Annotated in this window: 18 protein-coding genes; 7 read left to right on the forward strand and 11 right to left on the reverse strand. The window is 30.1% G+C overall.

The genetic code is table 11. The annotated features are described in order from the left end of the window. Positions 1-4: 4 nt before the first annotated feature. Genes ACKTTR_RS07850 through ACKTTR_RS07860 form a run of 3 tightly spaced genes read right to left on the reverse strand, consistent with a single transcriptional unit; the run spans position 5 to position 1,513 of the window. Complete coding sequence (locus tag ACKTTR_RS07850; RefSeq protein WP_408027318.1) at positions 5-664, reverse strand: pyridoxamine 5'-phosphate oxidase family protein; 660 nt, start codon at positions 662-664, stop codon at positions 5-7. Positions 665-667: 3 nt separating this feature from the next. Continuing rightward, the gene (locus ACKTTR_RS07855; protein ID WP_408027319.1) at positions 668-958 is read right to left on the reverse strand and encodes a DUF1272 domain-containing protein; all 291 of its coding nucleotides are present in this window, start codon (positions 956-958) and stop codon (positions 668-670) included. Positions 959-994: 36 nt separating this feature from the next. Then, positions 995-1,513 carry a DinB family protein gene (locus ACKTTR_RS07860; RefSeq protein WP_408027320.1) on the reverse strand — a complete coding sequence of 173 codons (519 nt, stop codon included), beginning with the start codon at positions 1,511-1,513 and terminating at the stop codon, positions 995-997. 82 nt (positions 1,514-1,595) lie between these two features. Here ACKTTR_RS07860 and pdxR point away from each other — a divergent pair, with 82 nt between their 5' ends. Then, entirely contained in the window at positions 1,596-3,083 is a 1,488-nt protein-coding gene (pdxR, locus tag ACKTTR_RS07865; RefSeq protein ID WP_408027321.1) for a MocR-like pyridoxine biosynthesis transcription factor PdxR, read from the forward strand. A gap of 8 nt (positions 3,084-3,091) precedes the next feature. Here pdxR and ACKTTR_RS07870 read toward each other — a convergent pair whose 3' ends face one another. From ACKTTR_RS07870 to ACKTTR_RS07895, 6 genes are all read right to left on the reverse strand, one after another. Then, the gene (locus tag ACKTTR_RS07870) at positions 3,092-3,283 is read right to left on the reverse strand and encodes a hypothetical protein (protein WP_408027322.1); all 192 of its coding nucleotides are present in this window, start codon (positions 3,281-3,283) and stop codon (positions 3,092-3,094) included. Between the two features lie 11 nt (positions 3,284-3,294). After that, the gene (locus ACKTTR_RS07875) at positions 3,295-3,669 is read right to left on the reverse strand and encodes a hypothetical protein (protein ID WP_408027323.1); all 375 of its coding nucleotides are present in this window, start codon (positions 3,667-3,669) and stop codon (positions 3,295-3,297) included. A 44-nt stretch (positions 3,670-3,713) separates the two neighbouring features. Next, entirely contained in the window at positions 3,714-4,043 is a 330-nt protein-coding gene (locus ACKTTR_RS07880; protein ID WP_408027324.1) for a roadblock/LC7 domain-containing protein, read from the reverse strand. 262 nt (positions 4,044-4,305) lie between these two features. Then, positions 4,306-4,560: a hypothetical protein gene (locus ACKTTR_RS07885; protein ID WP_408027325.1), complete on the reverse strand. Its 255-nt coding sequence runs from the start codon at positions 4,558-4,560 to the stop codon at positions 4,306-4,308. After that, entirely contained in the window at positions 4,547-4,921 is a 375-nt protein-coding gene (locus tag ACKTTR_RS07890; RefSeq protein WP_408027326.1) for a hypothetical protein, read from the reverse strand. Before ACKTTR_RS07890 ends, ACKTTR_RS07885 begins: the two co-directional genes overlap by 14 nt. Positions 4,922-4,953: 32 nt before the next feature. After that, positions 4,954-5,292 (reverse strand): roadblock/LC7 domain-containing protein, encoded by a 339-nt coding sequence (locus tag ACKTTR_RS07895; RefSeq protein ID WP_408027327.1) that lies wholly within the window; start codon positions 5,290-5,292, stop codon positions 4,954-4,956. A gap of 496 nt (positions 5,293-5,788) precedes the next feature. On the opposite strand from ACKTTR_RS07895, the gene ACKTTR_RS07900 reads away from it, so the two are divergent. After that, complete coding sequence (locus ACKTTR_RS07900; protein ID WP_408027328.1) at positions 5,789-6,445, forward strand: PAS domain-containing protein; 657 nt, start codon at positions 5,789-5,791, stop codon at positions 6,443-6,445. Between the two features lie 16 nt (positions 6,446-6,461). Here ACKTTR_RS07900 and prmC read toward each other — a convergent pair whose 3' ends face one another. Together prmC and ACKTTR_RS07910 are read right to left on the reverse strand one after the other, a co-directional pair. Further along, the gene (gene prmC / locus ACKTTR_RS07905) at positions 6,462-7,310 is read right to left on the reverse strand and encodes a peptide chain release factor N(5)-glutamine methyltransferase (RefSeq protein ID WP_408027329.1); all 849 of its coding nucleotides are present in this window, start codon (positions 7,308-7,310) and stop codon (positions 6,462-6,464) included. A gap of 19 nt (positions 7,311-7,329) precedes the next feature. After that, complete coding sequence (locus ACKTTR_RS07910) at positions 7,330-7,821, reverse strand: GNAT family N-acetyltransferase (protein WP_408027993.1); 492 nt, start codon at positions 7,819-7,821, stop codon at positions 7,330-7,332. Between the two features lie 52 nt (positions 7,822-7,873). Between ACKTTR_RS07910 and ACKTTR_RS07915 the strand changes: the two genes are divergently transcribed. Genes ACKTTR_RS07915 through ACKTTR_RS07935 form a run of 5 tightly spaced genes read left to right on the forward strand, consistent with a single transcriptional unit; the run spans position 7,874 to position 11,479 of the window. After that, positions 7,874-8,338, forward strand: coding sequence for an LEA type 2 family protein (locus tag ACKTTR_RS07915; protein ID WP_408027330.1), 465 nt, complete (start codon positions 7,874-7,876; stop codon positions 8,336-8,338). A gap of 4 nt (positions 8,339-8,342) precedes the next feature. Continuing rightward, complete coding sequence (gene ribD, locus ACKTTR_RS07920; protein ID WP_408027331.1) at positions 8,343-9,398, forward strand: bifunctional diaminohydroxyphosphoribosylaminopyrimidine deaminase/5-amino-6-(5-phosphoribosylamino)uracil reductase RibD; 1,056 nt, start codon at positions 8,343-8,345, stop codon at positions 9,396-9,398. Beyond that, positions 9,391-10,002 carry an HAD-IA family hydrolase gene (locus ACKTTR_RS07925; protein WP_408027332.1) on the forward strand — a complete coding sequence of 204 codons (612 nt, stop codon included), beginning with the start codon at positions 9,391-9,393 and terminating at the stop codon, positions 10,000-10,002. Before ribD ends, ACKTTR_RS07925 begins: the two co-directional genes overlap by 8 nt. After that, on the forward strand, positions 9,999-10,862 hold the full coding sequence (locus ACKTTR_RS07930) for an EamA family transporter (RefSeq protein ID WP_408027333.1): 864 nt from the start codon (positions 9,999-10,001) through the stop codon (positions 10,860-10,862). Before ACKTTR_RS07925 ends, ACKTTR_RS07930 begins: the two co-directional genes overlap by 4 nt. After that, on the forward strand, positions 10,862-11,479 hold the full coding sequence (locus ACKTTR_RS07935; protein WP_408027334.1) for an IMPACT family protein: 618 nt from the start codon (positions 10,862-10,864) through the stop codon (positions 11,477-11,479). Before ACKTTR_RS07930 ends, ACKTTR_RS07935 begins: the two co-directional genes overlap by 1 nt. The last annotated feature ends 146 nt before the right edge of the window (positions 11,480-11,625 follow it).

Raw genomic sequence — 11,625 nt, forward strand, 5'->3', positions numbered from 1 at the left:
ATGCTTATTTATGCATATTATAATACTCTATTACGTGATTTGGTACTTTTATATCTTCTCTTAGTTTTTTGTCTGAAATAGGAGGGAGCGCTATTTGTTTTAAAGGAACTAATCCTGCCCAAACAGGCAAAAATTCATCTTCAGGCTCATCGTTAACGCCAACATCTCTAATTTTTGCTGAGGCAGTTTCAATTGTCATTTCTACTACTAATGTTCTATCAAGTTCTTCAGCTTTCATAGCTCTAATATCATCCCAACGTCCCTTCATCATATGTTCCATAAAACAATATAAAGCAGCTTCTTTTTCTTTAGGGGTTTCTATTTTTTTTACTGAGCCAAATAATGTTACTGACCGGTAATTTACAGAATGATGTAATCCTGAACGTGCTAAAACTAAAGCGTCTAAATGCATTACTGTCATACTCATTTCTCCTGCATCTAAAAGCGATAATAACATTCTATTGGTTTGCGAGCTGTGTAAGTATATTTTATCACTATTCCTTCCATAAGCCATAGGTAAAGAGATGGCTTTTCCTTCGTGTATATAACTTACAAAACCTATAAACCCTGCATCTAAAATAGTGTTGATTTTCTCAACATCATAAACTGCTCTTTTTTGCCCTCTTTTAACTCTGTTTAATTTTGATTTTTGATACTCTTTCATTTGTTATCTGTTTTCAGGTAAAACATCTTTAAATTTCAAGCGTTTTTCTTTTGTTTTATCTATATTTTTTGGGTCATAAACTTTTTTTGTAGATGCGGGGTGTCTATCTATAAATTTTTTGGGTCTAATAGGTCTTGGAACAAAATTACCAGAGCACGTTGGACATACATTTTCGAATAGATCTATAGCGCAATCTTTACAGTAAGTGCATTCGAAACTACAAATCATTGCTTCGGTAGAGGTATTTGGTAAATCTTTACCGCAATGTTCACAATTAGGTCTAATCTCTAACATTTTTTAAGTTTTTTATTTAGGTTTATCTTGTTAAGATTATAAGTAACGTTCTTTAATAATATCCATGTGCCAAACACTATGACCTAATAATATAAAAGCACAAGCTCTTGCAGAGGCAGGAGAATTGTTTGCTACTCCAATATTGCTTAAGTTTTCATTGGAAATACTGTTTAATAAGCTAATTGAATATGAACGGGTTGTTTTAAACTCTTCTAATAGAACTTCTATTGTTTTGTTATTTGCTTCTGAAGGTTTTATATAAATATCTTGATCAAAACCTTCAATTGGAGTCATATCTTTTCTAGCAATTCGTAGTATACGATACATAAAAACGCGTTCTGTATCAATTATGTGTTGTAACACTTCTTTTATACTCCATTTTTCTGGTTGATAACGGTATTCTAGCTTGTCTTTTGAAATAGATGAGAAAAACCTTATAACAGTTTCTTTATCGTTTTTAAAGCCTTCTTTTAAGCTTGTGTTATCTAGTACTTTAGCTAAATATCTTGCATAAAATTCATTAAATTCAGTTGGTTGTACTTCTTGTTTTTTCATTGTTTATATTATTTACTTTTTCAAATGTAGTATATTTATGGTCTATTGTTTTAATCCAGATTTTAAATAATTAGTAGTCCAGATGTTTCCTTATAAAACTTCATTAAAGCTTAATAAGAACCTTAAAGAGCCTTTATACTTACAGTTAGCTAATCAATTTATATTATTAATTAGAGAAGGGAAGTTGTTACCAGGAACAAAATTAGTGGGTTCAAGAACTTTGGCTGATTTACTACAAGTGCATAGAAAAACAGTTGTTGCTTGTTATGAGGAGTTATTACTGCAAGGATGGGTAGAGAGTATTCCTAAAAAAGGAACTTTTGTAAACAAGAATTTACCTCTTATTCAAAAAGTAACATTAACAAATACCACTAAAACATCTAAAAGGAAAAACTCGGGGTTTAATTTTTACGAGAATAATCGTTTACCAGAGAAAAATACTGAGAAAAGAGAAGGAGTGATGTATATAAATGATGGCACCTCAGACACAAGGCTTACGCCAACAAAAGAGATAGCTAGAATTTACAGAAAAATAGCCTCTAAAAAGAGTGTTCATGCTTTTTTAGATTATAACTCAACACATGGAAATGTAAAGTTAAGAGAAGTGTTGGCTTTGTATTTAAACAATTCTCGTGGTTTAAAAATAAACAAAGAAAACATTTTAATTACGCGTGGTAGCCAAATGGGAGTGTGGTTGTCTTCTCAACTACTTTTAAAAGAAAGTGATATAATAGTTGTTGGAGAGACTAATTATTCTTCTGCGGACATTACCTTTCAGTATCAAAAAGCGCAAATTAAAAGGGTTTCAGTTGATGAAAATGGCCTAGTAATAGATCAAATTGAAAAGTTATGTAAAAAACAACCTATAAAGGCTGTTTATGTTACTTCTCATCATCATCATCCTACAACTGTTACTTTATCTGCTGAAAGAAGGATTCATCTGTTAAATCTAGCTCAAAAGCACAATTTTGCTATTATTGAAGATGACTATGATTATGATTTTAATTACAATCATGCTCCAATTTTACCTCTGGCTAGTCATGATAGTTCTGAAAACGTTATCTATATAGGCTCTGTGTGTAAAACTGTAGCGCCAGTTTTTAGAGTAGGCTATTTAGTGGCCTCTGAAGATTTTGTAAATGAAGCCGCTAAACTAAGAGGCTATGTTGATAGGCAGGGTGATGCTTTATTAGAGTTAACCTTTGCTGAATTTATAAAGTCTGGAGATTTAGATCGACATATACGTAAATTGATGAAAATATATTTACAGCGCCGAGATTTATTCTGTAAGCTATTAAAAAATGAACTAGGAGACTATTTCCAATTTGAAGTACCAAAAGGTGGAATGGCTATTTGGGTTCAGCTAAACAAACAATATTCTTGGAGTGAAGTGGCTAAAGAAGCAAGAAAACATCAACTTGAAATAGGAGAGTGGCAACGTTATGATTTAGCAAATAAAAAGCATAATGCTATACGAATTGGTTTTGCTACTTATAATGATAAAGAAATCAAACTATTAATTGAAAAATTAAAACAAACATTTAAGAGCATAAAAAAAAGTGCCTATTAAGCACTTTTTTAAAACATATCTTTAACTAAATCATTCATACTGTCATATTCTTTGAATAGGAATCCAAAAAAATCTTTACCCTTTTTTTCTTCTGATTTTAATTCACCTTCAGAAAATCTATACTTGCGAAACTCTTTTAGAGTTTGGTTTAAGTGTTTTTTTAAGGGTTTGTCTATGGATAAATGATTTGTGTTTTTCACAATTATATTTTTTATAATGCGTTATTTAACTCTACTTTATATTTGTTTAATAACGCTTTAGTAATACCTAAGTTAGCTTCTTTAGAGTCTACAGCTAAGTAAACAAAATAAGTACCGCTAGGTGCAATATTGATAATGTGTATTTGACTAGATAAAGTAATAGTAATATCTTGGATTTCTTCGTTTAATCCTAGTGCGTCTATAGCTTTTAATTTAGCTTTAACAACACCTAAGTTGTAAGCTGAGGCTAAATTAGGGTCAAAATCAGGGTTTACTGTAAATGAATCGTATGCTTCACCAGAACCAACATCTGTAATTGAAACAGCAATAAATCCAGGAACATTACTCTTTAAGTTTTCGATAAAATCATTAATAATTTCTTTCATTGTAAATGGTTGTTATAATAATTAATTAAAAAAAGACTCTGTATTTATCGAAGGGTCACATTTTTAAGTGTTAGTTTAATCATAGCTACTTTAGAAACATCATCAGCCAAGAGACAAACAATGTGATTGTTGTCGTATTTGTTAATAACTACCAAGCCTTCGTTTGAAGTTAAAACTAATTGATTAAGGCTTTCAGATTCTAAAGCGTCTTGAAAAAACTCATGAGCCATAGTAACAATGACGTTTGCCATTGCTGCTATATTGTTCTCTTTAGAGATGTTATAAGAATCAACTACTTGTCCTTCAGAGTCAAAAACGATTCCTTTATCAGCTTCAGACTCTTGTATTAAAGTTTGTAAGTTTACTTCCCCCATTTAAGTTTTTGTAACTATTCTTTTGTTTTCATGTCTCCCTTCCCCGTTTAAGACACTGTTTTTTTTAAAGGGTCACAAAAATAAGGTGTTATTTTAATATTTTTTTCTAGAAATATCTCTTTGTGATTTTTTTAACAATTTTACGAAGGTAAAAAACAGTAGGTTAGAAGAATAGAGTAATAGTTCTAAAAGATTTTGAATGTCTTAATTTCAATTTTTTTGAATAAAAAAAGGACTAGATTTTAATCTAGTCCTTCTTGAGTTAATGGTCTTGTGGTTTTTGTTTTTTGAATTTAATTAAATCGAGAACATTCTCAAATCTAGGTTCAAAAAAGAAATCATAAACAGCATTTTTTAAATCGTTAACATTGTTTATGTCAGGAGCTCCGTTATAATCGATAGCCGATTCATTTAGCAATACTTTAGTTTTGTATTCATTTTGAAAAAAGCTTATATATTTTTGAAACTCACTATCGATATTTATTTTTTTAATATCAATAGCTTTATAAGACTTCATTTAATTCTGTTTTATATTTTTTTAGCATTGTTCTAGTAAGAGCTAAATTAGCTCTGTTGGAATCAACAGCTAGATAAATAAAATACTCTCCACTAGGAGACATATCTACAACATGAATATGATTATCAAGCTTAAAATGAATATCATTAATGTTTTCTTTTAGACCTAAGACGTCTATGGCTTTTCGCTTGGCGTTTATAATTTCTACATTATAAGCACAAGCTAAAGCAGGATCAAAATTTGAATCGGCAGAATCAGATGCTAAAGATTCTCCTGAAGCTATTTCAGCTACACTAATTGCAATATACCCAGGTATATTTTCTTTTACATTTTGAACTAAATCAGTTAGGATTTTTTCCATAAATTCCGGGGGGTTTTTAGGTTAAGTAATAATTAAATGTTAATAGTATTAGTCTCTTTTTTAAACATTAAGTTTAGAAGACCGATGTTAGTGTTCTTGTCAGCTAAAAAGCAAAGTACGTACTCTTTATACTTAAAAAGCAGAAGCGCTTCTTTATCAGATTTTAAAATCATTTCATTCAACTCTGTTTTAAAGAATAGGTTGAAAAAACTACTAGACATATTAAAAACTACAGCATCAAATGCAGCAATTTTGTCTTTTATTTCAGTTAAGTCATTATCATGAGGGTAGAAGTCAATAATCTTACCTTCATTATCAATCAAATAAATAGCTCTTGTCTTAGTTTCTAATAGTAATTTTTGTAAATCCAATTTTAAAAAACTTTTACAGCTAATATAAACTTTTTTATTATTGAAAAAAAACTTTAAATATTATTTTTTTTAATAAAACGTGTATTTTTTGTTAAATAAATATATAAATATTTGTTTTTGAATATATGTTTTAAGAATAATTTAATCGGTTTGCTGATAACTTTGTTTAAGTTTTTAATGTCTAAAGAAGTTTTTTAGTTGGTTTCTTTAAAAAAAACAAGCTTTAGACGTAAGTAATACACTTTCTTAACTTTTTGATAAAATAACTTTAAACTTATAAAGAAATAACATCTTTTAAAGTATGATATTTATCATATTTTCAAAAAAAGATGATTTCTATGTTTGTCTCAAGCTATGTTTAAGGTTGCTCTATAAAATTGCAAGATTAGCTTTTCATAGTTATATAGTTTTTCACTGATCCCCCGCAATCTGTATAGTGTTAAAATTTATAAAGAATAACGATTTATACCTTACAAACACAAATCAAATTAAATATATGACAAACAACTTAGAGAAAAAGTGGGAAGACCACTCTAGTGAAAATCAAAAGAGAAAGCCAAAATTAGTATCCCCAACCCCAGTAGACAGAGAAATTAAACTTGATGAGAATTCAGTACTTCTTAGCATAACAGATACAAGAGGTGTTATAGAGTATTGTAACGAGGATTTTGTAGAGTCATCTGGTTATGAGGAATATGAATTAGTAGGGGCTGGACATAATATTGTTAGACATCCTGATATGCCTAGAGTTATTTTTAAACTAATGTGGGAGCGCATTCAAAACAAACAAAACATCATTGCTTTTGTTAAAAACATGGCTAAAACAGGTAGGTATTACTGGGTAATGACAGATTTTGTTGTAAAAGAAAATGATAAAGGAGAAGTTACAAATTATAAGGCATTACGAAAACCAGCTCCTAAAAAAGCAGTACAAGAGATTATACCTTTGTATAAGAGGTTACGTGAAATTGAAGATTTAAATGGAATAGAAGCTTCGGAAAAGTTTTTAAAAGGCTTTTTAGATTCTAAAAACACTAATTATGATGTGTATATTGAAAAGTTAATTACAGATAATGTAAGTTCTACAACACAAGAGGTTAAAGAAGAAAAGAAAAAAGGGTCTTTTTTTAAAAGGTTCTTTGGTATAGAATAACTTGATAGAATGAGAATTATAAAGAAGCTTTAATCATTCGGTCGTTACCAAATATATCTTTTTGAAGTTCTATTTGTGTAAAACCTTTATTTTTTAACATTTTAACAGTTTCTGCACCGAGATACTGATTAATCTCAAAAAAAAGTAGTCCGTTTTTAGTTAAGTTACTCTTAGCTAAATCGGCTATTTTTTTATAGAAAAGAAGTGGGTTATCATCTTTAACAAACAAAGCTAAATGCGGTTCGTTTTTTAATACATTATTCTTTATTTCTACTTTTTCTAATTCACGTACATAGGGTGGATTGGAAATAATAATATCAAACATACCACTTAACACTTCAGTTTTTAAAATATCTTGCTTTATAAAGGAAATATCAACTTCATTCAATTTAGCATTCTGCTTAGCCATTTGTATTGCTTCTTCAGAAATATCAATGGCGCTTACATTTGTGTTGGGTAAATGTTTTTTTAAACTGATAGGAATACAGCCTGTACCTGTTCCAATATCAAGAATAGATAACAATTCTTGTTTCTTTTTTACTTCTTTAATAATCCATTCAACAAGTTCTTCAGTTTCAGGACGAGGAATTAATGTGTTTTTATTAACCTTAAAAGGAAGTCCATAAAATTCTGTTTCACCTAGTATATATTGAATAGGTTCTTCTTTTTTTAATCGTTCTAAAGCTTTGTCTAATAATTCCTTTATATCAGAGGAGATTTCAATATTAGGTTGTAATATGAGGTCTATACGTTTGATATCTAAATATTCTTCTACTAATAAAAAGAAAAATGAATCAACTTCTGTTTGAGGAAAAACTGATTTTAACTCTTCGGAAAAATATGATTTGTATTGTTTTAATTGCATTGCTTCTCTAAATGTAGTTTTACAAATCTTTTAACATCCATACATTACAAGAATAATGTCCTGTGTTTCCTAAAGGTTCTTCCAAGTCAATAAAACCATTTTTTCTATATAAAGTTGTAGCTGCCTTCATATATGGTAAAGTTTCTAAGTAGCATTGCTTAAAACCTTGTTTTTTAGCTTCATTCATGCAAAAGTTTATTAATTTGCTACCAATACCTTTTCCTCTAGCTATTGGTAAGAAGTACATTTTTTGAAGTTCACAAATATTTCCTTCAAAATTATCTAATTGAGCGAAGCCTGCACCTCCAACTACAACACCATTATATTCAACAACAAAATATCCAGCCCTTTCTTTTTCGTAGGTCTCATACATTTCATCAGTAGCCTTATCTTCATAGGCGGTTCCTACTTTTGGAGCTCCAAGCTCGATTAATACATCACGAATAACTTTAGCCATTTGGGCATTATCTTGTGGTTTTATTTCTCTAATAATAAAATCAGATGGTGTCATAGGAATATAGTACTTTTGCAGGAGCAAAGTACCCAAAAAAACACGAGTTTTCATGAAGAAATTCATTTATTTTTTACCTTTTTTATCGCTAATAATTAGTTGTTCGGTAAAGCAAAAACCGATTTTTTTAAAAGTTGATGATATAAAATTGTTATCAGCTTCTACAGATACGATTAGAGTTGGTGTTAATGCTTATTTTGAAAATCCAAACGATATAGGCGGTAAAATAGCTACTGATGAAATTAAAGTATTAATTGATGAAGTAGAAGTAGCACAGGTTTCTTCTGAAGAGTTTAAAGTTCCAGCTCGTAAAGAATTTTATATTCCGTTAAAAGTGGTAATTCCTTCAAAAAGAGTATTTGAAAATAATAAAAACGGAATTTTAGGAGGGATTTTAAACTCTTTAATAAATCAGCGTTTAAAAATTCATTTTAAAGGAGATTTAAAATATAAAGTTTTAGGTTTTTCACATGTATATCCTATAGATAAAGTAGAAAATGTAAAAATTAAATTCTAGCATTATGAATGATGAATTTTACATATTACGCTGCCTAGAATTAGCTAAAAAAGGAATAGGAACAACAAGACCAAATCCATCAGTTGGAGCTGTAATCGTTCATAATAACAAGATAATAGGAGAGGGGTTTACATCCCCTTATGGAGGTCCTCATGCAGAAGTAAATGCTATAAACGCTGTTCAAAATCAAGAGTTACTCAAAGAAGCAACTATTTATGTTACGTTAGAACCATGTTCTCATCATGGAAAAACACCTCCCTGTGCAGATTTAATAATAGAGAAAGGGGTACCTAACGTTGTTATAGGATGTGTAGACACAAATAGTTTAGTAGCAGGTAAAGGTATAGAGCGACTTAAAAAAGCTGGTAGAAATGTAATTGTGGGTATTTGTCAGAAAGACTGTATAGAACACCATAGACGTTTTTTTACTGTTCAAAATAAAAAGCGTCCTTACATCATTTTAAAATGGGCTGAAACGAAAGACGGCTTCATAGCTCCATTAATAAAAGATGAGCAAAAGCCAGTATGGATTTCCAACCAATATTCTCAACAATTAGTCCATAAATGGCGTAGTGAAGAGCATGCTATTTTAGTTGGGACTAATACGGTAATTGCAGACAATCCTTCACTAACAGTTCGTGGTTGGAAAGGAAATAACCCTGTAAGAGTTGTTATTGATAAAAGTTTGCGAATTCCGTCAGAAGTAACTGTTTTTGATAAAAATGTACAAACAATAATTATAACAGAAGAAAAAGAACATACCATTTCGAACGATAGTGAGAAATCTCACACACTCATTTACGAACAAATCGATTTTTCTTCTCATGTAGCGGAACAAATTTGTGAAGTATTGCATAAACACCAAATACAGTCAGTAATTATTGAAGGTGGTGCTAAAACATTACAAACATTTATCGATGCAAATTTATGGGATGAAGCTAGGGTTTTTATAGGTGATGTAGTTTTTGGAAAAGGAGTAAAGCATCCAATTTTTAACGCTAAGCTATCTTCTGAAGAAAAAATAGATAACGATACTTTAAGAATATATAGGAATGATTAAAAATATCATTTTTGATTTTGGTGATGTATTCATCAATTTAGACAAAGAAGCAACATATAAAGAATTAGCAGAATTAGGAATTACTGAAATTTCTGAAGAGATGATGCAACAATATTATCAGTATGAAATGGGATTGATATCTACTGATGAATTTGTGTCCTTTTTTCATGATAAATTCAATATTTCAAAAGAAGATTTGATCCGTTCGTGGAATGCAATTTTGTTAGACTTTCCTAAACATCGATTGAGCTTTTTGAAAGAATTAGCAGCTAGTAACCAGTATCGTTTGTTTTTACTAAGTAACACCAACGATTTGCATATTTCTTGGATTCAAAAAGATTGGGGTGAAGAGTTGTATAACGAGTTTAAAAGTTGTTTTGAACAGTTTTACTTATCGCACGAAGTTAATTTTAGGAAACCAGATACAGATATTTTTGAGTTTGTGTTACAAGAAAATAGTCTGCAAGCTTCTGAAACCTTTTTTATAGATGACACCAAAGATAATACCGATACTGCACAACAATTAGGAATTCATGTGTGGAATAATTGTCCAAAAACAGAGGATGTAGTCGATTTACTAAAACGAAAAGAGTTTATAGCGTGATATACTTAATTTTTAGCATTCTTATTTCCAGTTTACTGTTTGTAATTTTTAAACTCTTTGATGTTTGTAAAGTAAATACATTACAAGCTATTGTTTTAAATTATGCTGTAGCGCTGTCTTTTGGTTTTGTACATTCAAAAGTTTCAATGACGGTAACTGAGATACCAGATCAACCATGGTTTTTAGGCGCTTTTATTTTAGGTTTTTTATTTATCGCTGTGTTTAATGTAATGGGTGTTACGGCTCAAAAAAATGGACTTTCAGTAGCATCAGTAGCAGGTAAAATGTCGGTGGTAATCCCTGTGGTAATTGGAATTTTTTTATATAAAGAGAGTATAGGTTTAGTTAAAATTGTAGGAATAATTTTGGCATTGGTAGCGGTATACTTATCCTCAGCAAAAAGTGATACTTCTCCTGTTAAATTTAAGAATTTATTATTCCCATTATTACTATTTTTAGGTTCAGGAAGCATTGATACTTTATTAAAATACACCGAAACTATGTATGTTCCTAAAGAAGCAGTACCAATGTTTTTATCAACTATTTTTGGGTGCGCTTTATTTTTCGGTTTTTTCATTTTAATCGCTCAATTACTAAGTAAAAAAGGACAATTTGAATGGAAAACGTTGCTCGGTGGGATTGCTTTAGGGATTCCTAATTATTATTCTATGGAATTTTTATTAAAAGCTTTACAAACAAAAGGGTTAGAAAGTTCCACAGTTTTTACCATAAATAATGTATCTATAGTGATATTAACCACGGTGTTTGCTCTTACATTTTTTAAAGAAAAATTGGTTAAAAAAAACTGGATTGGTATTGGGCTTGCCATAATTAGTATTTTATTAGTAGTTTCGGCGTAATGAATGAAGAGATAAAAGATACTTACAAAACAATTACCAAACCCTCTGAGGAAACCTTATTTAAAGACCGGAACAGTAAGTTTTTCGGGTATGCTTTTCCTGTTTTTTCGGAAGAAGATATCAAAGAGCGATTAGAAGAACTTCGTAAACAGCATCACACGGCACGTCATCATTGTTATGCGTGGCAATTGGGAACGGAAAAGATTCGTTTTCGTGCCAATGATGATGGAGAACCGAGCAACTCAGCTGGTCAGCCAATTTATGGACAAATACAATCTTTTGATGTAACCAATGTCTTAATTGTTTCAGTACGTTATTTTGGAGGAACAAAATTAGGAGTAGGAGGATTGATTAATGCTTACCGAACTTCTGCACAACTAGCCTTAGAAGCTTCTGAAATTGTTGAGAAAACTATAGATATTCATTATAAGCTGAAATTTGGTTACGATATGATGAATAAAGTACAGCGTATTATTAAAGAACGAAATCTAGATATTATCAATCAAAAATTAGAATTAGACTGCGAATACACCATCTCGGTACGAAAAAAAGAAGCTGAGAGTATTTTTAAAGTTTTCGATAATCTGTTTAAAGTTGAAATTAAGGAAGTAGAGTAGTTTTTACATTTGAACTATTCATGTTATATTTTGGTAGAGTACATTACTGGTTTTAAAAGCTAACGATAGCAGGGTGCAAGTAGATAATTTATGGAAATAATAGTAGAAATAGTTAAGTGGATTTTTATAATATTATTATTTATAGG

It is taken from the genome of Tenacibaculum litoreum, assembly GCF_964513915.1.
GTDB classification, from domain to species: domain Bacteria; phylum Bacteroidota; class Bacteroidia; order Flavobacteriales; family Flavobacteriaceae; genus Polaribacter; species Polaribacter litoreum.

What these genes read in the sequence shown, in the direction of transcription:
- ACKTTR_RS07915 (WP_408027330.1), top strand. Translation starts at nt 7,874, where the DNA reads ATGAAGAAATTCATTTATTTTTTACCTTTTTTATCGCTAATAATTAGT.
- ACKTTR_RS07875 (WP_408027323.1), bottom strand. Translation starts at nt 3,669, where the DNA reads ATGAAAGAAATTATTAATGATTTTATCGAAAACTTAAAGAGTAATGTT.
- ACKTTR_RS07860 (WP_408027320.1), bottom strand. Translation starts at nt 1,513, where the DNA reads ATGAAAAAACAAGAAGTACAACCAACTGAATTTAATGAATTTTATGCA.
- prmC (WP_408027329.1), bottom strand. Translation starts at nt 7,310, where the DNA reads ATGCAATTAAAACAATACAAATCATATTTTTCCGAAGAGTTAAAATCA.
- ACKTTR_RS07910 (WP_408027993.1), bottom strand. Translation starts at nt 7,821, where the DNA reads ATGACACCATCTGATTTTATTATTAGAGAAATAAAACCACAAGATAAT.
- ACKTTR_RS07880 (WP_408027324.1), bottom strand. Translation starts at nt 4,043, where the DNA reads ATGGGGGAAGTAAACTTACAAACTTTAATACAAGAGTCTGAAGCTGAT.
- ACKTTR_RS07935 (WP_408027334.1), top strand. Translation starts at nt 10,862, where the DNA reads ATGAATGAAGAGATAAAAGATACTTACAAAACAATTACCAAACCCTCT.
- ACKTTR_RS07885 (WP_408027325.1), bottom strand. Translation starts at nt 4,560, where the DNA reads ATGAAGTCTTATAAAGCTATTGATATTAAAAAAATAAATATCGATAGT.
- pdxR (WP_408027321.1), top strand. Translation starts at nt 1,596, where the DNA reads ATGTTTCCTTATAAAACTTCATTAAAGCTTAATAAGAACCTTAAAGAG.
- ACKTTR_RS07900 (WP_408027328.1), top strand. Translation starts at nt 5,789, where the DNA reads ATGACAAACAACTTAGAGAAAAAGTGGGAAGACCACTCTAGTGAAAAT.
- ACKTTR_RS07855 (WP_408027319.1), bottom strand. Translation starts at nt 958, where the DNA reads ATGTTAGAGATTAGACCTAATTGTGAACATTGCGGTAAAGATTTACCA.
- ribD (WP_408027331.1), top strand. Translation starts at nt 8,343, where the DNA reads ATGAATGATGAATTTTACATATTACGCTGCCTAGAATTAGCTAAAAAA.
- ACKTTR_RS07850 (WP_408027318.1), bottom strand. Translation starts at nt 664, where the DNA reads ATGAAAGAGTATCAAAAATCAAAATTAAACAGAGTTAAAAGAGGGCAA.
- ACKTTR_RS07925 (WP_408027332.1), top strand. Translation starts at nt 9,391, where the DNA reads ATGATTAAAAATATCATTTTTGATTTTGGTGATGTATTCATCAATTTA.
- ACKTTR_RS07890 (WP_408027326.1), bottom strand. Translation starts at nt 4,921, where the DNA reads ATGGAAAAAATCCTAACTGATTTAGTTCAAAATGTAAAAGAAAATATA.